This is a genomic window from Enterococcus sp. DIV0755f (genome assembly GCF_051713725.1).
In the GTDB taxonomy this organism is placed as follows: domain Bacteria; phylum Bacillota; class Bacilli; order Lactobacillales; family Enterococcaceae; genus Enterococcus_D; species Enterococcus_D casseliflavus.
In genome coordinates this window covers 1,084,435-1,108,503 of sequence record NZ_JBIOQL010000001.1, presented here as the reverse complement: position 1 = coordinate 1,108,503, position 24,069 = coordinate 1,084,435, and the positions used below count along the sequence as shown (strand labels likewise).

Genomic DNA, 24,069 nt, shown 5'->3' with positions numbered 1-24,069 from the left:
ATGAGTTATAGATGGAAACTAAATAGTAAAAGCATATAAAATGACAGGCACAACACTGCAATGAGTAGACTCATCATCGCTATGTTGTGCCTTGTATGGTATTTGTGTATCGCTGTATTTACTAATCAGTTTCTCAGTAGATACAAGATTCGCTCTTTTTCGATAAATGTTCCCCGATACTTCCAGCAGGATGCCATTTTAAATAAGTCTGAGCATCTAATTGCTTTTCTTCCTGCAGTAATATGGATAACTCTTGGATAACCATCATCTGAGCAAGAATCGAAGCTCTTGGCGGTTTGTTTAAATCATCCCCTTCTCTCACTACTTTTACAGTGATCGCATGTGTCGATAACTTAGCCATTGAAGAAGATGCATTACTAGAGATTGTTATAATCTTGGCATGATTATTTTTTAGCACTTGCAAAGTAGCAATCATTTCTTTCGTTTCTCCACTGTTTGAAATAGCGATCACTACATCATTTTCAGCAACCTGCCCACTTGAACCATGTACCGCCTCCGTACCATCCAAATAGTATGCAGGTGTACCAGTGGATGACAATAGTGATGCGCCATAGGCAGCAACATATGAAGGTTTTCCGATTCCTGTTAAATGAATACGTCCATTCTGCAATTCACATCCCAATATTTCTTGGACAACTTTTTTCAAATCAGAATCATTCACGTTGCTAATTACACTGTTTATTGCCAGCTGGGCACTTTCTTTGTATTCCTTCAGCATCGTTGTTCACCTCCCTAAATTCTTATTTGTTCAAAAATACTATACTCCTTTACGTCCATTGGAGTTGTTTGGTAGTAAAAACGAATACCATTTTTCTGTAATTCGCGTATTTTCTGCAAATCTTTATCATCATAATAATAATCTAGCTTCTTAATCAAAAACCTACTTGCTGGATATGGTACTTGTACTTCTCTAAGCGGATAGCCGTTTTGATAAGCGGAATAAACATCAGAAATTTTTTTGAAAAGCAATATGATGTTTACTTTTCTCCCATCGGTATCCTTCTCTAATTCTTGATGAAAGGCTAATAACTGATCTGCAGAAAGTATCTTTACATTGATTGTTGAAGGTAAAGATAACTGAAGTACTTGTTCGAAAAACAGATCTCCTTTACTTTTTTCATCAACGATAATAATTTGACTCGCATTGACAAACCTGCTCCAATTTAACGCTACTGTCGCATGAAGCAATCGATTATCGACACGAACTAACTTTACTTTGCCGCTCATAGCTGCCCACCTGCCTGCTCTTGCTTTTGATCATTCTTAAACAGCTTAGAAAGCATGTAAAAAAGAACTTTCCCTTGAAACGTTCCCCTTATATCAAGTCCAAATTGTTCCTCGTATTTCTTTAGCTTATAAACGAGTGTGTTCTTATGAACAAAAAGTTTCTCTGCAGCCTGTGTGACATTATAGTCTGCTTGAAACAAACCGTCGGCAATCATCACCATTTCATCAATCTCACTTGTTGAAATAGTTTCGTAGTAATAGTTAAAGGTTTGATTTACTTTACTTTCAATTAAATGTGAAACAAAAAAATCAACTTGATAGTCTTCAAAAAAGACAGTTTGATTGACCGCTATTTTTTTTTGATGGGTTAGCCACAAGCAAGCCTCATAACTCTGTTTATAATAGGAGAGTTTATTTTGAACAGATCCTACATAATACCTGCAATCTGCGAGTCCCCAATCTTTTAATTCCTCAATAAAGGAAGTAATTACTTCTTTTACCATTCCCATCTTGATTGATTGAGGTAAGGTTTTGAAAAGTAGGAGCCTTTTTGAATCTAATAACGCTAGAATCGTTCCTTTATGCTCTGTTCGATATTTCAGACGTTTCACTTCTTCTGCTTCAAACCCTCGGTTACTGCATATCAGTACTGCCACTCGTGGAAGCGTCCAGTCAATTTTCATTTCCTGCATCAATTCTTTTGTCGCTTGCAAATCCATCTTCTCTTCATCAAGCAATAATTTGATAAGCTGTTCGTCTAAACTAGCATTCATCTGTAAAAATTCGTCAGCTAGTTCATATTCTATTCGAGTAGCTAAGGACTGTGCGAGTAATCTACCGACAATTTCAATTTCGGAGTCTTCACTATAGACCCAAAGATAACCAAAATTCTGCTTTTTAACATGAACTTTGAAGAAGAGATTTCTCTTATCAGCGCTATGCAAAGGAATAATATTTCCAATCAAATTTTTTTCACTGCTGAATTTGATCCTTCCAGAATCATCTAGCAAGCCGATTACGTAATTGCGGTAGTCTTTGACGACTAAAATAAACTCATAAAAGATTTGTTCTAATTTCACTCTCGTCACCCTGTTTCATGAAATAATAGGTTTTAAACATTCTACCATTTTTGCAACAGTGTCTTGCTAATACTATAAAATATTTTGATTGCGAAATTCCTCAATCAACGTCTGGACTTTGTTCTGATCATCTGCGCTTAGTTCATTTACAGGTTTTCTTGCTGGGCCTACTTGTGCAATGCCTGCTTGTTCTACGGCATACTTCAATACCGAAGGAACACTTCCAAGAGGCAAAATACTTCTTAGTGACTCTATATGATTTTGATAGTTTCGGGCTTTTGTCTCATTGCCTTCTCTTAAAGATTTATCTAACTGAACAAGGCTTTTTGTTAGAAGATTGCTCGTTCCTGCAATAGCTCCTGATGCGCCTAATTGATACCCATCACTAATTTTCGAATCTGATCCCACTAGAACATCGATACCAGTTTCTTTGCCTACTGACAGAAATGACTGTAATGTTTCTAAGTCCCCACTACTGTCTTTGATTGCTTGAATATTCCCGACAGCTTTCAACTCTTCGAGCAAGGAGGGAGAAATATTGCAGCCTGTATTCTTGGGAATATTATAAAGAACGATAGGTATTCGAACCGATTGTGCAATCTCTTTAAAATAACCCAGTAACTCTTGTTGACTCGGTGTAATGAAATAAGGAGTGACAATAGATAATGCATCGACTCCTAAAGCTTCGGCTTCTTGGGACAGCCAGACTGCTTCTTTTGTTGCGCATGATCCAGTTCCAGCAAATACAGGAACGCGATGATCGGTTACTTCTACAACAAATTTTAAAAATGCTTTTTTTTCTTCCCTGGATAGTAGATGAAATTCACCATTGCTTCCTAAGGGAAAAATCCCTTGAACACCGCAACTTATAAGATGCTCTATTAGTTCTTCTGCTGCCGAATAGTTAATCGCTTGTTCAGAATTTCTGTAAAAAGGGGTTAAAATGGGAGTGATGATGCCCTCGAACATAGTGTTAGTCCTCCTCAACTACTTGATTTGTATAGACAATGGCTTGCTGTGCCGATGCAATAAATTGCTGCATGACTTCAGTGTCTGACTGCTGATCCTTACTCATATACACTTCAATGAATAACGGCATACTAAGTCCTGCGATTACATGATGTTCATATTTTCTGGTTAAAACAGTCAACACATTTGATGGGGTGCCACCAAACAAATCCACTAGAGCAATTGTGGTTCCAGACATTTTTTTTAACAAAGAATCAGCTTGATTCATAAAGTCTTCAAATGATTGTTCTGGAAGAAGTGAAATTGAATAAACATTTTCAAGATTACCTAAAATCATTTCTGCCGAATTTTTTAATTCTTCACCAAATTTTCCATGCGTTGCAATAATTATGTTCATTTCTTTCTCCTCTTTCATATATTACTGGAAATGATTAATAATCTTTTCTGCCGATAAATTACAGGTTCGTTTTTCTGCCTCTTCTGTTCGTGCACCTATATGAGAAGTAAGATAAAAATTATCAAGTGTTACTAATTTATCTCCACATTGCGGGGGCTCCTTTGAAGAAACATCAAAGCAAGCGCTGCGAATTTTACCCTGTGTCAAGGCTTCATACAAGGCTTCTTCATCAACAATTCCTCCCCGAGCCGTATTTATTAAGCAAGCACTTTTCTTCATTTTTTCAAATGCCGTCTGTGAGAACATGTTTTTAGTTTCGTCTACGAGAGGAAGATGTAAAGATAGATAGTCCGCATGTAAAAGTATTTCTTCAAATGAAGCCTCATTAACCGCTGATTTTTTTAATTCATTTTCTTTGATTGGAAGAATATCTTGAACGAGAACCTTCATTCCTAAACTCAAGGCAATTTCAGCTAATCTTTTCCCGATCGCTCCATAACCAACAATTCCTAAAACTTTGCCTGAAATTTCATATCCTGTCGGCTTGTTCCAAAAACCGTCCTTGACTTCTGTGATATTTCTATAGAGATTTTTCGCATCCAAAAACATCAATGCAGCAACATGTTCAGCGACTGCATTCGTATTTGTTCCCAAAGTTCTTTCTACGACGATTCCTTTCTCCTTGCAAAAATCAGTATCGATATTATCAATACCTACACCAAATTTGCATATAATTTTTAGTCTGGGACAAGCTTCTAAAAATGAACGATCGATGTCGTCCACTCCCACAATTAACGCATCAGCGTCTTGGGATTTTTTTAGAAGTTCTTCTTTGGAATACGCTCTTCCAGTATCATTGTAATCCACGGTAAAACCAGCTTTTTCTAAAACTACTATTTCTTCTAAACCATAGGACGAAAAGCCTCTAGGCGTTATGACTAGCTTCATCTTGATTCTCCTTTATATAATTCCCAAAAATGTCAGTAAAATAGCAAATACCATTGTTACCAGAATGATCTGCAAATATTTTGGGCCGCGTTTAATAATATAAAAGTACATAGCCATTACTAAGAAAAACGGCAACATATTTGGCAAAATATCATTTAATAGCTCTTGTACTTTAACCGTCTCTGTGTCGCTGACAAATTCCAACGCTGTGGAGAAATTGACATAGGCTGCCGAAAGACAACCAATCATAAAGAGCCCAACAATACTTGCTATATCGATCACCTTTTTGATCATTCCAGAGTTTAAAATATTCAACACGGAATTCTTTCCAAATGTATATCCTTTGTTAAACAAAAGCCAAGACCAGCCAAACGACCAGGCAAGATAAATCAATCCTGGAATAAAAGCAGCAATAACTGAACCATTAAGAGCCATCGGAACAAAAATAGCTAATGGGATGGTTGCTACAATCCCTTGATCCACACTATCCCCAATACCAGCCAAAGGTCCCATCAATCCAATTTTTAAAGACTCGATGATTTCCGGTGTTATTTCTTCATTTCCATTTGCCCTTTGCTCTTCAAGAGAGATAACAATTCCATGAATTATACTTCCCCAGTCACAATTCGTATTAAACATTTGAACATGGCGTTGCATGGCAGCTTGCAATTCATCTGGATCATTTGCATATAGCTTTCTTAGAATCTTATTTAGAGAATAACTGAATGCTAATGCTTGCATCCTATCAAAACTAACAGGTACTTCTACTGCTAAGCACCATTTCCACCATGCCTTAAGCAGATCCATGCGGGTAATTTTCTTTTCAATGACTACATCTTGATTCATGCGTATTCCTCCTCATCAGAACTTTGTTTATATAACGAAGAAATCATTGCGATACATACAGCAAAAACGGCACCCGTCAGCATAGAAAAGCCCAAAACGGAATAAGCAAAGAAACCAATGACAAAAAATGGTAAATATTGCTTTTTCCCCATAACAACTAGCGTTAGCGCAAATCCTAATGCAGGTAGCATACCACCAGCATTTGAAAGTCCATTCATCAACCATTCGGGAATAATATTAATAAATGCTTGAACCACATTTGCTCCAAACATAGTCGCTACAAATACGGGAGTGAAATACAGTAAACCATTAGTCAACCAAGGAATGACGAATGAAAACAATGATAACCGTTCATATTGATGCTCAGAAACAAATTTATCCGCTTGGGTATTATAAAAGGAATTAATGGTTCTACGTACGTTATTTATCAACACACCCAGTACGCCAAAAGGAACCGCTAATGCAACCGCTGTGTTTGGATCTAGCCCATTTTGTAGAGCTGCAGGAATAGCAATACAAGCAGCTAAGGCACGATCACTGGGAATGTTTCCACCAGCCTCGATCCCTCCCATGTATAGAAGCTGGATCGTCGCCCCGTAAAGTAATCCAGCTGAAACATCGCCAAAAATCCAGCCAATCACTACTCCGAGTACAACTGGGTTTCTAAAAGCAAACGAAAAATAATACTGTGCTCTTCCCATTGCCAACCAATAAGTAAGACCTACTAAAATCGATGGTATCAACATTTTTTATTTCCCCCTAAGTCATAATTTTGCGACTGCTTTTTTTAGTGGTTCTGATGGATAATCTGGTGTGGTTTGCAAATAAATCGAAATCCCTTTCTTTTCTAAAGCCAAAAGTAGGTCTGCATCGGTCTGATCTAAAGTGATGGCATTATTCACTGCTTTTCTACCCGGACCTCCGCCTAAACCACCAATTTGAATTTCTTTTAAATCTAAGCCGTTCATCACTGTTTTATAAAGTTCTTGCACATTTTTAAATAAAAGCATAATCCGATTACGATCAAACTCCTTATTTTGAAAAGCAAGAACTGCCTGTTCGCTAGACAAAATTCGAATTTTAACACCTTTTGGTGCAGCCATTTTAAATACATCTTGCATAAAGGTATCTTGACTAAGCTGTGTATCAATCGTCACAATTTCATTAATGTCACATTGTTTAAGCCAACGGGTAATTACTTGTCCATGAATCAATCGAAAATCTACTCTTGTTAGTGCGATCATTTAAATCCCTCTTTTCGTATCTTTCTATTTGCTTCAATAATTTTGCAAATCTCTTTGGCATTTGTTTCGATTTCCTCAGATGAACCTTTCGTCAAAAGAGAACCAAAGCCGCAAACATTGACACCGTTTGCAAGCCAATCTCGCAAATTGCTCAAATCAATTCCCCCACTCGCTAGAATAGGCATATCGGGTAAAGGCGTCTTAAATACTTTGGGTAAACGTTCACCGTAAAAATCGGATATCGGAAACGCTTTAATAAATGAAGCACCTAATGTCAATGCTTCAACCGCTTCAGTAAAGCTTGTACAGCCAGGAGCATAAGGAATCTGGTATCGATTACATATTTTTGCGACTTCTTCACTATAATTTGGCGCTATGATAAACTGTGCCTCGTTTAAAATAGCATGACGAGCTGTTTCGCTATCCAGGACAGTCCCAGCGCCAACGATCAGTTTATCTTTGTATTTTTCACGTAACTGCCTTATCATGTTTCCAGCGCTATTTAACGTATAGCTCATCTCCATTACAGGAATTCCGCCACGAATACAGGCTTCGGCAATTTCGCAAGCCCTTTCAAAACTCTCAGTGCGAACAATTGCTAGTGCACCAACTTCAAACATACTTTTTGCGATCATTGTTTTCTTCATCTTTCTCACCTCTGATTAGTATTTTTCCATAATTTCATCAGAAAGAATATATTCATTGCACACAAAAAAAATTGGATTTTTTGTGTGTCAAAGGATATTTAAGAACACAAATCTTTAAAGAATAAAAAAAAACCTGCTTCAACTGTTGAAGCAGGTTTTCAAAAATGGATATTATTTTTTAAATAAACGTCACCGTTTCCGTCACTTCGATCGCTGGATCTAATGATTGGATCACGGGGCAATTTGGTGAAACGAGTTTTAGGCAACGGGTCGCTTTGTCATGGTCGGCTTCAGCGATTTTCGCATAAAACTGAATGTGGATGGCACTGACTGGTTGGGCTTTTTTGTTGTCGTCCCGGTCATAGCTGACTTCGATCTTTTCGATTTCTGCTGTGATTTTTGAATTCTCTAGGACGGATGCGTATACATAGCCGCCGCAAGCAGCGACCGCACTCACCAGCATTTGGACTGGCGAATAGCCTTTTTCCCGTGCTAACACCCAATTGCCAGTTGGGGTCGTCATTTCAAATTTGTCGCTTCCTTGATGGATCGTCAATGTTTCTACTGTCATCGTTTTTCTCTCCTCACAAAATGATCTGGTTCAACTTCGACCCATTCATACAATGGTGTCAAAGTAATCGTGCTTTGAATTTCCGTTTGTTCCATCGCACCTCTTGCTAACACAGGATCAGCGATCGGCGCTGCTGCTAATAATTTCTTCGTGTAAGGATGCAGCGGATTGTCAAACAAACGGTCGGTGGGTGCCAATTCAACTAATTTCCCTTGATACATGACGGCTGTTCGGTCACTGATATGACGAATCACGGACAAGTCATGGGAAATGAACAAATAAGACAACGAAAACTCTTTTTGCAGACGCAGCAGCAATTGGATGATCTGAGCCTGAATGGAGACATCTAATGCCGAAGTCGGTTCATCACACAAGACGAACGCCGGGCGATTGACCACCGCACGAGCGATGCCGATCCGTTGTCGTTGTCCGCCGCTGAAACTGCGGGGCAGTTTATGGACATCATCACCCGTGATCCCGACGATCGCTAAGATTTCTTTGGCTTTCGCTCGGGCAGCATCTTTCGTTTCATGATACAACGGCTCCATCACCAGTTCAAGTGCCGTCATGCGGGGATTCAATGATGAATACGGATCTTGGAAAATGATCTGCATTTGCTGATACGCTGCTTTGCGATCTTCTTCCGTCAATGCTGTTAGCTCTTTGCCTTCGAAGAAAATCTCCCCACTTGTTAAGGTCTCTAAATTTAAAATACTGCGTCCTAAAGTGGTTTTCCCACTCCCAGATTCCCCTACTAGCCCCAATGTCTCGCCCCGATGGATCGTTAGACTGACATCTTCGACCGCTCGGACTTCACTGACAGTGCCGCGCCAGTTTTTGCTGCGAAAGGTTTTCGTCGCATGTTCTACGCGAATCAGTTCTTCCATTATTCTGTCACCTCCTGATTGCGCCAAACGCGATGGGTCTTAGATAACTGCGTTTCTTGCAACTCATCTGCCAATGTCTCATGATAGTCAAAGACTTTTAATTCGGCATGCTTGTCGCCTAAATGTGCCGCTTGCAATAATTGTTTCGTATAAGGATGCGCAGGTTGATAAAAGATTTCTTCTGTGGTACCTTCTTCCACGACTCGGCCTTGATACATCACTTTAATAAAGTCGCACATTCCTGCAACGACCCCAAAGTCATGGGTCACAAGGACGACGGAAAGCTGGTTCTCTCTTTGCAGGTTTTTGATCAATGCCAAAATCTGTGCTTGGATCGTCACATCTAAAGCCGTCGTCGGTTCATCTGCGATCAGTAATTTCGGTTGCGCCAATAAAGCCATGGCGATCATCACCCGCTGACGCATTCCCCCTGATAGCTCGTGGGGATATTGTTTCATACGTTGTGCTGGAAAAGGTATGCCGACTTTTTCTAACTCTTTGACGGCGATTTCTTGTGCTGCTTTTTTCGATACTTTTTGTGAGCGGCGAATCACTTCGATCAAATGATAGCCAATCGTACGCAAAGGATTTAGCGAAGTCATCGGGTCTTGAAAAATCATGGCGATCGGTAATGTTCGACGATCGGTCACTGCTGCTCCTTCAAATGTATAACTGGCATAGTGATCGGTCACCTTATCAGGCAAAAGATCCATGACACTTTTCATGGTCATACTTTTGCCACTACCAGATTCGCCGACGATCCCAACCACTTTGCCTTTTGGAATCACTAGATCCAGCTTTTTGACTAACGGTTTCGGACCGGTTTTGCTGTGAAACGTCACATTCAACGCTTCGATCGCTAATAATTCTGTCTTCATCGGTCACACCTCCCTTTGCAAGACATGTTTGATCATGTCGCCGATGTTGTTGAAGGAATAGATGGTGAAAATAACAAAGAGCCCTGGAAGGATCGCCATGTATGGTGCCCGCTGCAAGCTGTTTTGCGCATTTTGCAACAGACTGCCCCACGAAGCCATCGGCTGCTGAATGCCTAATCCGAGGAAGCTCAACGCTGATTCGGTCATGATCGCTCCAGAAATACTTGCGGATGCCGCAACGATCAAGGTTGGCAGTACTGCTGGGAAAACATGCTTCACGATAATACTGAATGAAGAACGACCGATAAATTTCCCGTAAGCAACATACTCCCGTTCTTTCGCTGCTAACGTTTCACCACGAATCAAACGAGCGATGTTCATCCATGAAAACCCGCCGATCACAATAATGATCGTGGTTAGTCCAGGACGTAAAAAGACGCTCAAAACGATCACTAACACCAGCCAAGGAATTGATGACAACACATCGACGAGCCGCATCAGCAAGTTATCGATCCATCCGCCAAAGTAGCCAGAAACAAGACCGACAAGGGTCCCGATAAACGTCGCAGTGATCATTGCCAACACACCTACAAACAAGGACACCCGACCGCCGTAGACGACCCGAATAAAGTAATCCCGCCCCACTTCATCGGTCCCAAATAAATGAGACCAACTTGGTGGCTGTGACATGTTGCTGACATCCGTTGCATTGGGATCGATCGGGATCAAAGGTGCAACAAGCGACAAAATAATCAATAACGTCAAGAAAACGACAGAAAAAGTATAGATGGGCGAGGCAAGCATGACTTCACTGATTTTTTTGAAACGTTTCATTACTTGCTCCCTCCTTTACGAATACGTGGATCAACCACGGAATATAATACATCCGCTAACAAATTCCCTAAGATGACCAGTGTTGCTGACAGCAGCATGATCGCCATGATCACAGGATAATCGAGGCTTTTCGTTGCACTCATCAAGTAAGGTCCGACGCCCGGCCAGCCGTAGATCGTTTCTGTAATGATCGCACCGGTAACTAACATCGGTAACGCCAAGCCGATTTGGGTGACAACGGGAATCAAAATATTGCGACTGATGTGACGACTGAAGATTTGCCATTTGCTGGCGTGGAATGCCCGTTGCACCATCACGTAGTCTTCTGATACTTGCTGAGTCGCTGATGCCCGAATATACCTTGTCAAATCTGGGAAGAAGGCGACAGTCAATGTGATATAAGGCAAAATAAAGTGCTGCAGAAAATCGCCAAAATCCCCTTCTTTGCCGACTGTATACATGCCAATGATCGGGAACATATTCAATAAGTAACCAAATACATAAATCAAGATCATCGCAAACCAGAAGGTCGGCACGGCGATCCCTAGAGATGCTACAGCGTCAATGATCCGATCCCAAATCTTTCCTTTGTTGGCAGCGGCTAACAGACCTAAAATGATCGCCAGCAATAAAGCCGTCAAATATGCAGGGATCACTAGCCGCATCGTATTCGGGATCCGAGTCGCAAGTTCTTGTGAAATGCTGCTTTGAGAAACCAACGAAAAGCCAAGATTACCAGTAAGAACATTTCTGATCCAAAGAAAATATTGAACCAAAAAGGGTTGATCCAAGCCATAGCGCTGCCGCAACAGATCGATTTGCTCTTGTGACATATTCGGTGTCGTGATGGAATCGATCACATCATACGGGGCGATATGTATTAGTGAAAATACGATAAAAGAGATCACAAATAGCAAAGGGATTGCTTGCAATACTCGTTTTGCAATATATCGAAACATAATTGACCTTCTTTCTTTTTCATAGAAAAAAGCTGTGATAAAAAAGATTCCTCTTTATCACAGCCAATGGATTTACTTGATTGTCAATTTAGACATATCTTCGAATGTATAGATTGGGATCAAGCCTGCATCTTCTACATTACCAATTCGGTTATTGACCGCTAAGATTTTCTTGTTGTCAACGATTGGGTAAATGATCGCTTCGTCAGCAATGGCTTTTTGCAGATCATCGTACAATGCTTCACGCTTGTCTGTGTCCAATTCAACTGCTGCTTGCGCAAACAAATTGTCAATGGTTTCGCTATTGCTTTGGAAGTAGTTGGCACTGCCGCCAGTTTCGAATAAACTGCCGTATAAGTCAGGGTCATTCCCCATGATATACCCGCCAAGGAACAGGTTGTATTTCGTTGAATCAGGTTTTTTCAACTCAGTGAAGATCGCAGTACCATCGCCCCCTTCAAGGGTAACTGTAATGCCTGCTTGTTGCAATTGTTGTTGGATCAACGTAGCTTGGATCGTTTGAGCTGGGTCAGTTGAGTTAAACGCCAAGTTCAATGACAAATCAGTGACACCTGCTTCTTGTAAAAGCTCTTTTGCTTTTTCAGCATTTGTTTCATATTTCTCGACATCTTCGGTAACGTATGGATTGTTCGGTGGTAAGAATGAATACGGTGTTGCATAATAGTCTTCATCTAAATACGCTGCTTGATTTAATTCATCTTTGTTCAAAGCATACAAGACTGCTTGACGAACCTTCACATCTTGTAATGCATCTGAATGAGTATTTAAGCCTAAGTATCCGATGCGGTTTTCTGTATAGGGATAAACAGAAATTTGCGTATCATCTAAGTCTTCGATATCTGAAGGCAAAACAACGGCTGCGTCAACTTCCCCTTTTTGCAAAGCAACTTTGGCCGTATCAGTACTTTCAATGATCCGCAAGGTCACGTTTTGAATCGAAGGCTTGCCGCCATAATAGTTTTCATTGGCTTCAAAAGTAAAGTACTCACCACGTTTGTATTCTTTCAATTGATATGGACCCGTACCAACTGGTTTTTCAGGCAGTTCACTGACCGAAAAGTCGCTAACATCTTTAAAGATGTGCTCTGGAATGATGTATGTTTCGGTTGCGATATTGCTAATTGCTGCTGCACTCGGTGTTGGCAACACAAATTTCACGGTGTATTCATCCACTTTTTCGATCGCGATCGGCTGGTCGTCGACCCAAAGCGAATCGGCATTGCCGTTTTCTTTTTTGACTTTTTGTTCATACGTGAAAACAACGTCATCGGCAGTAAAATCTTCGCCATCTGACCATTTGACATCTTGTTTCAAATGCACGGTCAATGAAAGGCCGTCTTCCGCCGGTTCCACTGATTCTGCTAACGCATTTTGTGTTGTTCCATCTGCTTCCACTGTAACGAGTGGAGAATAGATCATGTTTGTCACTGTCAAGCCCCAGCGATCACTGGTGTTGATCGGGTTGGTGGACGATGGGTCCCCGCTGATGGCATAAGTGAATGTTGCATCATCGCCAGTACCAGCTGCACTACTGGTTGCCGTTTCCTCTGTATTTGATCCACCGCAGGCTGCTAGAACGAATCCTAGTCCGACGACGGCAACACTTGCTAAACCTTTTTTCCAATTGATCATTTTTCCATCCTACTTCCTGTTCCTATATAATTATAGTAGATTTTTTGCTTTTTATTCCCAAACAGGGATACTTGATTTCTTGGTAACTTCGTCAATAATTGCTTTTACTTCATCGGTCTGGTAATACGCTACGACCGTTTGGTACACATCATTTTCTGCTTCGTCTGCTCGCGCAGCAATGACATTATAATAGGGCGTGGAGGAGTCAGCCACAGGTTCTAAGAAAATCGCATCTTCTGTAGGAACCAAGCCAGCATCGACTGCCATGCCGTTGTTGATCAAAGAGATGTCGACATCGGTCATTGCCCGAGCCGTTTGATTGGAATCAAGCAGCTCAAATTTCAAGGCTTTGGGATTCTCAGTGACATCACTGGTTGTTGGCAGTAACCCTTTTGATTCATCCAAAGTGATCAAACCGGCCGTTTGTAAGAGTAATAGTGCGCGGCTTTCATTTGACACATCATTGGGTAAAGCCACCGTAGCACCATCTGCCAATTCGCTGACATCAGTGATTTTATCGGAATAAATACCAAGTGGGTTTAATGTCGTATACGCAATCGTCGTGTTGGAATAACCACTTTCTTCGTTGACATTATCCATAAAAATTTCCGTCAATGCTGCGTGAAGATCGATTGACCCATCCTCTAGTGCGACGATTGGTTGGCGATAATCGGTGAACTTCACCAGTTGCAAGTCGATATTTTCGTTTTCCTTCAATTCTTCCTGCACATGTTCCCAGGCTTCATTTTGTTCGCTAACGACACCTAATTTGACGACGGTCGTTTCTTCATCCGCTTGGTTGGTGCCACAGGCAGCCAAGCTAAACAATGCAAGCAGCCCAATCACTCCTGTCGTCAACACATTTACTACATTTCTTTTCATCCCTTTTTTCCCCTTTTGTTCCCTCCTCAGATCAATCGTCCTATTTCCTTGTCGAATGGCCCAACTAGACCAATTTCCCCTCTGTTTCTCAAAACAACCTACTTTTTCAAAGGAGAAATGGTTAATCCCTGTTGCCGTCAACCGAAAACATCGGACTCACTATTCATATGTAGTGTAACTTTATCCTATACAACTAAAACTGTCAATAAAATTACTCTACAAAAGTAAGTTTTTCACTAGCTGATCTGTGGTTGGGTTATTTGAATATCTTCAGTGCATTTTCTAAGTCATCGATCAAATCTATACTGCTTTCGATCCCAATGGAGATCCGTAAAAGATCCGGCGTCAATCCATAAGATTCTCGTACCTCTTGAGGAATATCTGCGTGGGTCTGTGTCGTTGGATACGTGATGAGACTTTCCACACCACCCAGGCTTTCCGCAAAGGTAAAGACCTTTAATGCCGCTAAGAAGCCGCTGATTTTGGTTTCATCAAGCACCCGAATACTGATCATCGCCCCTGCATTTGGGTACAGCACCTCTTTGATCGCCGGATGGGCTCGTAAAAAGCGGCCAACTTCCTTGGCGTTGGCTTCTTGCCGTTCAAAGCGCAACGGCAGCGTCTTTAAACTTCGGATGAATAACCACGTATCAAAGCTGCTCAAGGTCGGGCCTGAAGTATTGGCTAAATAATTCAAGCGCTCCCCTACTTGCGCATCTTTGGCGATGACGACGCCAGCCAAAATATCATTGTGACCTGATAAGAACTTGGTGCCTGAATGGATCACCAGATCCGCGCCTTCTTCTAAGGGCAACTGTCGTAATGGCGTCAAAAAGGTGTTATCTACGATCAGTAGCGCCCCATGGTCGTGTGCAAGCTTGGCGGTTTCAGCAATATCCGTCACGGTCATCAAAGGATTCGTTGGGGTCTCTAAAAAGACAGCCGTTACCTCGTCAGTTAGTTTTTCACTTAATTCTGTTACAGTGCTGAAGGTATCGAAGAATGCCCGTTGGCTTTTTTCCAATTCCGCAAAATAGCGAAAGCTACCGCCATACAAATCACGAGAAACCAAAAAGCGACTCCCGCTGGTAAATAAGTCAAAAATCAAAGCGATCGCACTCATGCCAGAGCTGGTCACTACTGCCCGAGCTCCTTTTTCTAATTCAGCAAGACCTGCTTCTAAGATATCACGGGTCGGGTTTTTGGTACGGGTATAATCATAGCCTGTACTTTGCCCTAACTCTGGATGAGCAAAGGTCGTGGAAAGATAGATCGGTGGGCTGATCGCCCCAGTTTGCTGATCCGAATGATTGCCTAATTGTGCCAGAAAAGTTGCTGTATCAATCGTCATGTCGTTCCTCCTTTTTGATTGCCTCGATCATGCGATCAAGGGCTTCTTGAATGATCGTCGGTGTTGTCGCAAGATTCAGACGAATCAAGCCCTGACCGTCTTGAGAAAACCATTCCCCATAGTCGACTGCCAGACCGGCAGTATCTTGGATCACGTGCTTGGTTCGTTCTTTGGCAATGACTTGCCGCAGATCGACCCAGAGAAGATAGGTTCCTTCTAATGGCAGGAGCTCAATTTTGGGAAATGCTTCTTGCAGTTGCTGGCGGACCATTTGTTCATTGGCAGCAATCACCAAAAGCAGGTCCGCTAGCCATTGATCCCCCGATTCATACGCGGCTTTCGCAGCCACCAATCCCAAATGATTGACTTCCGTCTGCTTGTATTGTCGACACCAAGCCTGATAGGCTCTGCGCATCTCTAAATCAGGAATCCAAACATGAGAGAGCAATAATCCTGCTAAGTTGAAGGTTTTTGAGGGCGAATCCAGAACGATCAGCTTCTCAAAGCCGACCCCCTGTGCCACTGTCACGGCTGAAACAAATTGCTGCTCACCGAGTATCAGCTCACGATGGATCTCGTCGGCGATCACGACAACCTCATGTTTTTGGCAAATGGCCAATAACTGATGCAGTTCTTTCTCTTGCCAGACCCGCCCTACAGGATTGTGGGGGGAGCAGAGAATAAATAGTTTCACTTTTTCTTCAATGATTTTGGCTTCAAAAGCAGCAAAATCGATTTGATAAAAATTCCCTACCTTTTGCAAGGGTGCTTCTATCAAGCGCCTTTTCGTCTCTTTGATGCTGTCAAAAAAGGGATAATAGACGGGCGGCTGGATTAAGATGCCATCGTCTGGTTCTGTGAAACAATGAAGCAAATCAACCAAAGATTGGACGACCCCTGTGGAAAACGAGAGCCATTTTTCTTCGAATTTCGTCCCCCAGTGGCGATCTTGCCAAGCTTGATAGGCTAAAAAATAGCCTGAGGGGGGAATCGCATAGCCAAAGGTTCCTTGAGCAACCAGTTGCTGCAAGGCTTCTTCCACTGCCTTTGGTGCAGCAAAATCCATATCAGCTACCCATAAAGGCAAAAGCTTTTCTCCTTGGAACCGTTGATCAACAAGATCCCATTTTAAAGAATCAGTGCCTTTTCGCTGTCTAGCATAGTGGGAGAGAAAATGCTCAATCGTCATTGATACTCACCCGACCTTCTGGCTCACTGCCAATTCGGTAACCTTCTTTCGTCGGCGTGACGGACAGGTCATACGGCGTTCGCAAATAAGTTTCATTGATCCAATTGCTGAAAAACAAAGAGGCATGTCCCCGCCAACGGTTGGTAATTTTTCCGCCTAAACGGTCATAGGCAAAGTAATTTTTGGGCAATGCGGTAGCTAAGCCCCGTTCCATGTCTCGCAAGTACTCTTCATTCAAGGTCGTTGTGTGGTATTCAAAATGCCCTAGCAAGAAGGCATTTTTATGATCTTCTGATACGAAGATGGAAGGCCCTGTTTCAACACCCGCTGCCAAGATTTCTAAAGGCGCCTGGGCGAGCTGGCCTTCATCGATGCCAGTATAGCGCGAATGGGGCGTATAAAAGACGTCGTCAAAACCGCGAACGAGCGGATGAAAATGCGTGACTGCTTGTTCGAAGACACCGAACAATTTGCTTGGGTACAACACTTTGTCGATACCATAATGGTAATAAAGACCAGCTTGTGCCCCCCAACAAATATGCAGGACTGAAGTGCAATTCGTCTGGCTCCAATCCATGATCTCTTGCAGTTCTTGCCAATAATCAATGGCTTCAAAGGCCATTTTTTCAACAGGGGCACCAGTGATGATCAAGCCGTCGAATCGTTGGGACTGGATCACTGAGAATTCTTGATAGAACTTTTCCATGTGATCGACAGACGTGTTTTTACTTTCGTGGTACTTCATTTTCAGTAAAGTTACTTCAATTTGCAGCGGACTTTGGGAAAGCAGGCGCAGCAATTGATTTTCTGTGGCGATCTTTTTCGGCATTAAATTGACGATTGCGATCTTCAAGGGACGAATCTCTTGTTTCGCCGCTTTATGCTGCAGTAAGGCAAAGACATTTTCTTTTTGCAGGACCGCTGCAGCGGGTAGTTCTTTGGGAATAATGATCGGCATTGCTTCAACTCCTTACAGTTAAATTTCTTGTTGAAGAGAAGGCGAATAGTTTCAGCTGTGAAAAACAAAAAAAGCCGCCCTTTTATCCTTACGGATAAAAGGGACGACTTGATGCGCGTTACCACCCTAATTCGTGCTATTCTCACAAATAACACCTCAACAGTACACTATGATACTTGGCGCTGTAACGGGCGCATGCCGTTTTGCTGGCGTGAACCAACAAAAAAACTCAGAGCTCATCTTCACTGATCACCGCATGTCTCCTTTTTCACCAACCGGAGTCTCTGTACCTTTGTTGATCTGCTACTCTTCTCTTCAACGTTATCGATTTCTTTGTTTAATTTTAAAAAATTATAATTGTTTTTTCATTTACTGTCAACGGCAAGTTAGGGGTTTTTCTTAGATTTCTTCTAAATATAAGTATTGCTGACCCATTTTCTCATAGATCGCTGCTAAGTCTTCTTTGCTGACTTCACGATCCTTATGTCCATAAGGGTCGTTGACATACATCGTATCACCATCGATGCCTGTGATCACCACCGAATGGATCAATGCCGTCACAAGGATTTCGCCATTTTGGGTATTCCATTGAAAGAAATCCGCATCGGTAGGTACTTGTAATTCTAACGTCGCAATCATCCAAACTGGTTTCCCAGATTGTAGTACTTTGACGATCTCATCAAAGCTTTTGTCTCGTCCACTAATGACTTCGTATTGCTCTTTTACAATCCTTTCGGCGACATCGGTGATCGGTTCTACGTCAACCCCCATCGCGCTATCGCCGCCATAGATGTTTCCAACAAAGCCTTCTCGTGGATCTCCATGGTGATAATAATCCTCATAAAGCGGGACATACGCTAATTCTTCCGCCAATTGATTTTTATTGGTATCAAATCCGTAAAAATTCAAGAGCATCGATAAAGCCGTTACCTCACAGCCGTTCCCTAACGCCACTTCATCGAATTGATTTTCTAACGGAACATCCAATTGAATAACCTCACTGTATTCAGGCTCTGGTGTTTGTTCTTCATCCGAAAGTGCTAGTGTCAATTCATCCTCTATCTTTTCAAAGGGGGACTGCCCGTTCTTACTGTCATAAAAAATCAGCAGAAAGAAGAGCATCAAGACGAACATACCTAAAAGTAACCGTTTTAACTTTTTCTTCTTCATCTACTTCCTCCTCTTGTATATTATAACTTATTTCTGTTTATTATTTCACTATAATAAACTTTTTAGGAAGGAGTATTTTCTTAATCTAAACACAAAAAAATAGGCCCGTTTAGGCAGCGGGTCTATTCAAACTGGCGCTTATGCCGCTTTCTTCTGTTTCTGAATAAAGCGTCCTTTTGCTTTCGAAAACGAACGAATATCAAATTGTTTGCTTAAGGCACCTGCAACAAAATAAGCCAAATTGAAATCGATCAAGCTATGGATCAAACCGCCGATCCCCATCAAAACGAACAAGAAATAGTAGAAATTACCATCGAATGCGGTCCCTGGTACATTTCCTGTGAAGTAAAAGGCGGCAACGACTGCCATTTCTACGGCAGAATGGATCAGTCCGATAATCAAGTTAAAGCTCTGAAATTTGATATTCAATAAAGAGGGTTTGCCATTTTTTAGTAAAATATCTGGGTGCTTCTGTAAATAAAAGGCACCGATGACGGCAAAAACAACATGGGACAATGCCCGTAAAGCAATGATTGGTGGCAGTGTTAAGAAAAAGCCAAAGGTCGTTCCTAAAGCTACCGCGATCGCCATCGCAGGTGAAAAGAACATCGCCACAAAGACGGGCACATGGCTAGCTAAGGTAAAAGATGCTGGTCCGATGACGATTTTGGGCATTACCATGGGAATGACGATCCCCATGCCGATCAACAATGCAGCGATCGTTAAATGGCGAATGGAATGATTTTTCATTTATACTCTCTCCTTCAATGTGTCATGACAGTTCTGTCTTGCTTATTCTACTGGTATTTCCACGAGGTGTCAAGACACAAAAAAACGAATGTTTATTCAACATCCGTTTTTATTGAAGTTATCCTTTACGCGCTTGCATTTCATTGCTTAATTTGGCAAATTCCGCTAACGACAGCGTTTCTCCACGTCGTTTCGGATCGATCCCACTTGCTTCTAAGCTGTCTGCCAACCACTGTTTGGTTGTTTCATCTTTTCCATAGCTATTTTGCAAATTGTTCCAAAGGGTTTTACGACGCAGCTGAAAGGCTGCTTTCGTTAATTTGAAAAACTCTTTTTCATCGGTGACTGCGACTGCTGGTTGTGATCGACGCGTCAATTTCAAAATAGCCGAATCAACATTCGGTTGGGGCACAAAAACGGTTTTCGGGACGATGAATGCCAGTTTTGCTTCCATGTAGTATTGCACAGCGATCGACAACGAGCCATAGGCTTTAGTCCCGGGAACTGCTGAGATTCGATCTGCCACTTCTTTTTGCATCATCACGACCATTTCATCTACTTTTACCTGAGACTCTAAAAAGTGCATCATAATTGGCGTAGTGATGTAGTAGGGCAAATTTGCGACAACTTTTAATGAAGCAGCCGTATCGCTGAATGCTGACTGAATGGTCGTTGCCAGATCTGCTTGCAAGACATCTTGATGAATGATTTTCACATTTTGATATGGCTGCATTGTGTCGGCTAACACTGGGATCAACCGATCATCAATTTCAAACGCCAACACTTGCTTGGCATGTTTTGCCAACTGTTCGGTCAGCGCACCGATTCCAGGACCAACCTCAATGACGTTTGTCGTCTCGTCGATGCCTGCAGTTTCTACGATTTTCCGTAAAATATTCGGTTCTGTTAAGAAGTTTTGCCCTAAACTTTTTTTAAAGGTAAAGCCATGTTTCGCTAAAATCTCTTTGGTTCTTGAGGGGGTTGCTATATCCCGTTCTTCCTTCACAATTCTTCCTCCACTATTTTCATTGCTTCTGCCAACTCTGCATCGGTGATACGAAACATTGTCAGCCGCTTCTCTAATTGTTTGCCGTTCGTATAGCCGATGCGTAAAAGATCCCCCAACCGCTCTCGTTTCTCTTTCGCTCCAGCCCCTGCGATCAAGCCATACGCTAACAACTGTTGCCGATCAATGGTCCCCTCACTGACTTCATTTGAAGCAATCGGGGTTACGACTTTTCGCAAGGCTTCTTTCAACGCTTCATGGCTGGCGTGTTCCACGCCTAAACTGCCCTTGCTTTTCGGTGCTGCCTGGCTGCGCGGTAAAAAGGCATGCTTGGCATCAGGAACGACTTCCATAATGATTTTGCGGATCTTTTCTCCCGAAAAATCGGGATCGGTAAACACGATGACCCCTCGTGTCTCTTGGGCGTGCTCGATTTGATCAAGGATCGTGTCATCGATCGCCGAACCGATCGTCTCGATGGTATCTACATCGAACACTTCTTGCAATCGGCGGGTGTCGTCTTTGCCTTCGACGACAATGATTTCTTCGATTTTCGGTTTATTAGTCATTGATCCTAAATAAGCGATGGGCATTTTTTGTCGTGTAGGCCGCAACATCAGCCACCGCTTCTTGCCGCAGCTCCGCGATTTTATCCACTACATAATGAGTATAGCCCGGTTCATTGCGCTTGCCACGATAAGGAACAGGGGCTAAATACGGCGCGTCAGTCTCAACGAGTAGCCGATCTTGTGGCACGACTTGCGCAGCTTCTTGTACCTCCGTCGCCTTTTTGAAGGTCACGACACCACTAAAGGAAATATACATTCCTAGGTCCAAGAACTTTTTCGCCCATTCGCCGTCCCCACTAAAGCTGTGCATGATGCCGCCGATCGTTTGGACTTTTTCATCCTTTAAAATCGCATAGGTATCTTCTAAGGCTTCACGGGTATGAATACTGATAGGCAGCTGATGTTCACGGGCGATCGCCATTTGCCGACGAAAGACCTTTTCTTGAACTTCCTTCGGATCTTCCATCCAGTGATAGTCTAAACCGATTTCACCTAGGGCAACGACTTTTGGTTGTTCCAAGCGCTCTTGCAAATAGGTTTCCACTTGTGGGGTATAAGAACCAGCTTCGGTTGGATGCCAACCGATAATACTGTAAATGCCAGGATATTCTTTGCTTAATGCTAACGATTTTTCAATCGTTGGCTGATCGAAACCGACGACCGCCATCTCCGTTACTCCTAGTTCTTGCGCACGGGCGACCGTTTCGGGAATGTCTTCGTTAAACTGTTCTGCATTCAAATGTGTATGAGAATCAAAAATCATGAAATCTCCTCCTTAGTCCTTCTATACTCTAGCATATTTTGACGGTTTAAGAAACGAATCCTCTTCGCTTTTTTCATCAGTATAAGAAAACTTTCAGCAAGCAAAAAAAATCCGCCCAAAGTTGGAGGACGCCGAAGCTGATTTTCTCTATACTGAGGGTAACGAAATCGTATGGAGGTGGAAATATGGAACGATCAAAAATTGATCCCGGCCGCTTTTTTTCTGGCCAAAAAGCAGCCACGAAAGGCACGTTAAAACATCAATATCATTACTATCGGCAGCAAAATGCCCATCAAGCATTCAACAGCGATTTTCAGCGAAATTTCCAGCATGATTTCCCGAATTTTGCTACCTGGCTAAAATTGCAGCAACAGACACCACAAAAGAATCAAACAACGACTTTTTCTCACTGGTTATTGGTTGGTTTCTTCGGACTTTTGACAGCAGCAAGTTTTTCGCAACAGCTCTTATTCCTACTTTTTGTCTTTGTCTTAGCCGCTCTCGTCAAAGGACCTGGCATGATCGTATGGGGCATCGTGTATTCCTTCTTAGTTAGTCTGTTCCCGCCATTGGGTATCGTTCTTTCTGGCTTATTTTTCTTACTGACCCTGCGTCAATTAACCAAAAATGTCACTTTCGTTTTGACTGCATTGTACTTTTACGGTTATCCCTTTGTCATCACAGCCCTCCAACACTTTACGAATTGGGACCCGCAATGGCTGTGGGTCGGCAGTATCGGTTTTGCCTTGATCAGTGGCCATTTTGTCTTAAAGCAAAACTATCCCTTTGCTTCAAGTAAAAGTCTCGCATGGGCGATCATCTCCGTCCCTTATGATTGTGTCATGGCTTTGATCCCCGTCAAACACAAAGCACGCTTCAAACGTTTGGTGAAAAGCAAATAATTGCGATCTAGGATACAAAAGATCGGCTATTGCCGCCCCTTTTGTATCTTTTTTTCATGGAAGAAACAAACGAAATACGATGGATATTTTTTGTTATTTTTGCTTTCGCATGATTGCTTTTTTTGTAAGAATCTACTATGCTAGAAACTAGCAAATCAAAAAAGGAGCCACGCCATGTACACCCTCATTCTTATTGCATTCCTCCTTACGGGCTTGCTAGTTTACTCCTTTATTATTGAACCGCATCTTCTCAAACAACGGCACTACCTCATAAAAAAAGACAAGCGCACCGTCTTAGATATTTCAAAGGCTTACGATCTTTATCAAGCAGAAAGCAGTCTCGTGATCGCCCATATCAGCGACCTTCATTTTTCTCGTTGGTACAAACCACGGCGAATGAATCGCATCATTCGATCAACGATCCAAAACAAGCCGGATCTGATCATCATCACGGGGGATCTGATCGATAATTATAAAAAATGGCCGCATCGTTCAACCAAGCGACTGATCGAAAAGCTGAAAAAATTGCAAGCGCCTCTGGGTAAGATCGCAGTTATGGGGAACCATGACCATTTGAATGACGGGCATTACTTTGTTAAGGAAATATACCAGCATGCAGGGTTTACCTTACTTGATAATGAGTCGGTTTTTGGTTCTGATGACAAAACGTCGATGAATATTGTCGGTATCGATATAGAAAGTCCGAAAGTCAGTTTTACCTATGAAGCAACCTTAGCAGAATGGCAGTTGCTTTTGCTCCATGAACCCGATTATGTTTCTCGGATCACCAATCTGCCAAACTACGACTTGATTCTTTCTGGCCATAGCCATGGCGGGCAGATTCGCTTGCCTTTTTATTATGCGAAAACAAAGGGCGCGTTGAAATATACCGATGGGCTCTACCTTTTAGGCAATGAGACCTTATTAAGTGTTTCCAGCGGGGTTGGTATGACCAAGATTCCCGCCCGACTCGGTGTCCCACCTGAGATCCTTTATTACCATTTAGAACCGCAACAGCAATTGAACGTTTCTTAACTGTTCATCGGTGCAATTGGGAAAAAATCAGCGACTCGTTTCAGCAAACGTTCGATTCGCTGATTTTCTTTTTGCGCCCACCGTGTTAAAATATACTAAATAAACACTTTTCAACAATTAGGAGGAACCAAAAAATGCTCATCTCGGAAACGCTTTGGTTTTTGATCGCCTTCTTCGCTTATACAGCCTATGTATACGGTCAGGGGTTGTACTTTCCTATCATCGCTTTTCTTGCTGCTTTGATGGGCTGCGGATTTTATCTCTTTGCTTTTCTCCAGCACAAAAATACGACGAAAAAACATCCTTAGCCAGAACGAGCTAAGGATGTTTTTTG

Annotated in this window: 28 protein-coding genes; 3 read left to right on the top strand and 25 right to left on the bottom strand. The window is 42.2% G+C overall.

The window, feature by feature from the left end:
* Positions 1 to 133: 133 nt before the first annotated feature.
* The 25 genes from IGI73_RS04995 to IGI73_RS04875 all read right to left on the bottom strand — a co-directional run bounded on the left by IGI73_RS04995 (position 134) and on the right by IGI73_RS04875 (position 21,798).
* Positions 134 to 739 (bottom strand): SIS domain-containing protein, encoded by a 606-nt coding sequence (locus IGI73_RS04995; protein ID WP_194186025.1) that lies wholly within the window; start codon positions 737 to 739, stop codon positions 134 to 136.
* A 14-nt stretch (positions 740 to 753) separates the two neighbouring features.
* Positions 754 to 1,248, bottom strand: a complete 495-nt coding sequence (locus IGI73_RS04990; RefSeq protein WP_121261871.1) for a PTS sugar transporter subunit IIB — start codon at positions 1,246 to 1,248, stop codon at positions 754 to 756.
* A complete protein-coding gene (locus IGI73_RS04985; RefSeq protein ID WP_428206453.1) occupies positions 1,245 to 2,327 on the bottom strand; it encodes a PucR family transcriptional regulator in 1,083 nt (360 codons plus the stop codon). The genes IGI73_RS04990 and IGI73_RS04985 overlap by 4 nt, the downstream gene beginning before the upstream one ends.
* A 72-nt stretch (positions 2,328 to 2,399) precedes the next feature.
* A complete protein-coding gene (dapA, locus tag IGI73_RS04980; RefSeq protein WP_428206454.1) occupies positions 2,400 to 3,296 on the bottom strand; it encodes a 4-hydroxy-tetrahydrodipicolinate synthase in 897 nt (298 codons plus the stop codon).
* A gap of 4 nt (positions 3,297 to 3,300) precedes the next feature.
* Complete coding sequence (locus IGI73_RS04975; RefSeq protein WP_428206455.1) at positions 3,301 to 3,693, bottom strand: PTS sugar transporter subunit IIA; 393 nt, start codon at positions 3,691 to 3,693, stop codon at positions 3,301 to 3,303.
* A 21-nt stretch (positions 3,694 to 3,714) separates the two neighbouring features.
* Positions 3,715 to 4,641, bottom strand: a complete 927-nt coding sequence (locus tag IGI73_RS04970; RefSeq protein ID WP_428206456.1) for a phosphoglycerate dehydrogenase — start codon at positions 4,639 to 4,641, stop codon at positions 3,715 to 3,717.
* 12 nt (positions 4,642 to 4,653) lie between these two features.
* Positions 4,654 to 5,487, bottom strand: coding sequence for a PTS system mannose/fructose/sorbose family transporter subunit IID (locus tag IGI73_RS04965; protein ID WP_016621554.1), 834 nt, complete (start codon positions 5,485 to 5,487; stop codon positions 4,654 to 4,656).
* Entirely contained in the window at positions 5,484 to 6,233 is a 750-nt protein-coding gene (locus tag IGI73_RS04960) for a PTS mannose/fructose/sorbose/N-acetylgalactosamine transporter subunit IIC (RefSeq protein ID WP_016608209.1), read from the bottom strand. Before IGI73_RS04960 ends, IGI73_RS04965 begins: the two co-directional genes overlap by 4 nt.
* 18 nt (positions 6,234 to 6,251) lie before the next feature.
* A complete protein-coding gene (locus IGI73_RS04955) occupies positions 6,252 to 6,731 on the bottom strand; it encodes a PTS system mannose/fructose/N-acetylgalactosamine-transporter subunit IIB (RefSeq protein ID WP_016608210.1) in 480 nt (159 codons plus the stop codon).
* The gene (locus IGI73_RS04950; protein WP_428206457.1) at positions 6,728 to 7,378 is read right to left on the bottom strand and encodes a ketohydroxyglutarate aldolase; all 651 of its coding nucleotides are present in this window, start codon (positions 7,376 to 7,378) and stop codon (positions 6,728 to 6,730) included. Before IGI73_RS04950 ends, IGI73_RS04955 begins: the two co-directional genes overlap by 4 nt.
* A gap of 178 nt (positions 7,379 to 7,556) precedes the next feature.
* The gene (locus IGI73_RS04945) at positions 7,557 to 7,949 is read right to left on the bottom strand and encodes an OsmC family protein (RefSeq protein WP_010747810.1); all 393 of its coding nucleotides are present in this window, start codon (positions 7,947 to 7,949) and stop codon (positions 7,557 to 7,559) included.
* Positions 7,946 to 8,836: an ATP-binding cassette domain-containing protein gene (locus tag IGI73_RS04940; RefSeq protein ID WP_142962499.1), complete on the bottom strand. Its 891-nt coding sequence runs from the start codon at positions 8,834 to 8,836 to the stop codon at positions 7,946 to 7,948. Before IGI73_RS04940 ends, IGI73_RS04945 begins: the two co-directional genes overlap by 4 nt.
* Positions 8,836 to 9,714 carry an ABC transporter ATP-binding protein gene (locus IGI73_RS04935; protein ID WP_005225545.1) on the bottom strand — a complete coding sequence of 293 codons (879 nt, stop codon included), beginning with the start codon at positions 9,712 to 9,714 and terminating at the stop codon, positions 8,836 to 8,838. The genes IGI73_RS04940 and IGI73_RS04935 overlap by 1 nt, the downstream gene beginning before the upstream one ends.
* Before the next feature lie 3 nt (positions 9,715 to 9,717).
* Positions 9,718 to 10,548, bottom strand: coding sequence for an ABC transporter permease (locus IGI73_RS04930; RefSeq protein WP_005234832.1), 831 nt, complete (start codon positions 10,546 to 10,548; stop codon positions 9,718 to 9,720).
* Positions 10,548 to 11,507, bottom strand: coding sequence for an ABC transporter permease (locus IGI73_RS04925; RefSeq protein WP_002307597.1), 960 nt, complete (start codon positions 11,505 to 11,507; stop codon positions 10,548 to 10,550). The genes IGI73_RS04930 and IGI73_RS04925 overlap by 1 nt, the downstream gene beginning before the upstream one ends.
* A gap of 72 nt (positions 11,508 to 11,579) precedes the next feature.
* Positions 11,580 to 13,160, bottom strand: a complete 1,581-nt coding sequence (locus IGI73_RS04920) for an ABC transporter substrate-binding protein (protein ID WP_060791840.1) — start codon at positions 13,158 to 13,160, stop codon at positions 11,580 to 11,582.
* A gap of 51 nt (positions 13,161 to 13,211) precedes the next feature.
* Complete coding sequence (locus tag IGI73_RS04915) at positions 13,212 to 14,042, bottom strand: MetQ/NlpA family ABC transporter substrate-binding protein (RefSeq protein ID WP_428206458.1); 831 nt, start codon at positions 14,040 to 14,042, stop codon at positions 13,212 to 13,214.
* 256 nt (positions 14,043 to 14,298) lie between these two features.
* A complete protein-coding gene (locus tag IGI73_RS04910; protein ID WP_428206459.1) occupies positions 14,299 to 15,393 on the bottom strand; it encodes an aminotransferase class I/II-fold pyridoxal phosphate-dependent enzyme in 1,095 nt (364 codons plus the stop codon).
* Positions 15,383 to 16,582 (bottom strand): MalY/PatB family protein, encoded by a 1,200-nt coding sequence (locus tag IGI73_RS04905; RefSeq protein WP_167823000.1) that lies wholly within the window; start codon positions 16,580 to 16,582, stop codon positions 15,383 to 15,385. Before IGI73_RS04905 ends, IGI73_RS04910 begins: the two co-directional genes overlap by 11 nt.
* On the bottom strand, positions 16,572 to 17,540 hold the full coding sequence (locus IGI73_RS04900; protein ID WP_010747802.1) for a homoserine O-succinyltransferase: 969 nt from the start codon (positions 17,538 to 17,540) through the stop codon (positions 16,572 to 16,574). The genes IGI73_RS04905 and IGI73_RS04900 overlap by 11 nt, the downstream gene beginning before the upstream one ends.
* Before the next feature lie 399 nt (positions 17,541 to 17,939).
* A complete protein-coding gene (locus IGI73_RS04895; RefSeq protein ID WP_123834372.1) occupies positions 17,940 to 18,710 on the bottom strand; it encodes a C39 family peptidase in 771 nt (256 codons plus the stop codon).
* Between the two features lie 138 nt (positions 18,711 to 18,848).
* The gene (locus tag IGI73_RS04890) at positions 18,849 to 19,460 is read right to left on the bottom strand and encodes a hypothetical protein (protein WP_005225537.1); all 612 of its coding nucleotides are present in this window, start codon (positions 19,458 to 19,460) and stop codon (positions 18,849 to 18,851) included.
* A gap of 118 nt (positions 19,461 to 19,578) precedes the next feature.
* Positions 19,579 to 20,466 (bottom strand): 16S rRNA (adenine(1518)-N(6)/adenine(1519)-N(6))-dimethyltransferase RsmA, encoded by an 888-nt coding sequence (gene rsmA / locus IGI73_RS04885; protein ID WP_005225536.1) that lies wholly within the window; start codon positions 20,464 to 20,466, stop codon positions 19,579 to 19,581.
* Positions 20,463 to 21,035, bottom strand: a complete 573-nt coding sequence (gene rnmV, locus IGI73_RS04880) for a ribonuclease M5 (protein ID WP_016608225.1) — start codon at positions 21,033 to 21,035, stop codon at positions 20,463 to 20,465. Before rnmV ends, rsmA begins: the two co-directional genes overlap by 4 nt.
* Positions 21,028 to 21,798 carry a TatD family hydrolase gene (locus IGI73_RS04875; protein ID WP_005225534.1) on the bottom strand — a complete coding sequence of 257 codons (771 nt, stop codon included), beginning with the start codon at positions 21,796 to 21,798 and terminating at the stop codon, positions 21,028 to 21,030. Before IGI73_RS04875 ends, rnmV begins: the two co-directional genes overlap by 8 nt.
* Before the next feature lie 185 nt (positions 21,799 to 21,983).
* Here IGI73_RS04875 and IGI73_RS04870 point away from each other — a divergent pair, with 185 nt between their 5' ends.
* The 3 genes from IGI73_RS04870 (at position 21,984) to IGI73_RS04860 (ending at position 24,043) form a co-directional block, all read left to right on the top strand.
* The gene (locus IGI73_RS04870) at positions 21,984 to 22,700 is read left to right on the top strand and encodes a hypothetical protein (protein ID WP_428206460.1); all 717 of its coding nucleotides are present in this window, start codon (positions 21,984 to 21,986) and stop codon (positions 22,698 to 22,700) included.
* A gap of 174 nt (positions 22,701 to 22,874) precedes the next feature.
* Complete coding sequence (locus IGI73_RS04865) at positions 22,875 to 23,735, top strand: metallophosphoesterase (protein ID WP_428206461.1); 861 nt, start codon at positions 22,875 to 22,877, stop codon at positions 23,733 to 23,735.
* A gap of 134 nt (positions 23,736 to 23,869) precedes the next feature.
* On the top strand, positions 23,870 to 24,043 hold the full coding sequence (locus tag IGI73_RS04860) for a hypothetical protein (protein WP_194194772.1): 174 nt from the start codon (positions 23,870 to 23,872) through the stop codon (positions 24,041 to 24,043).
* Positions 24,044 to 24,069: the final 26 nt, after the last annotated feature.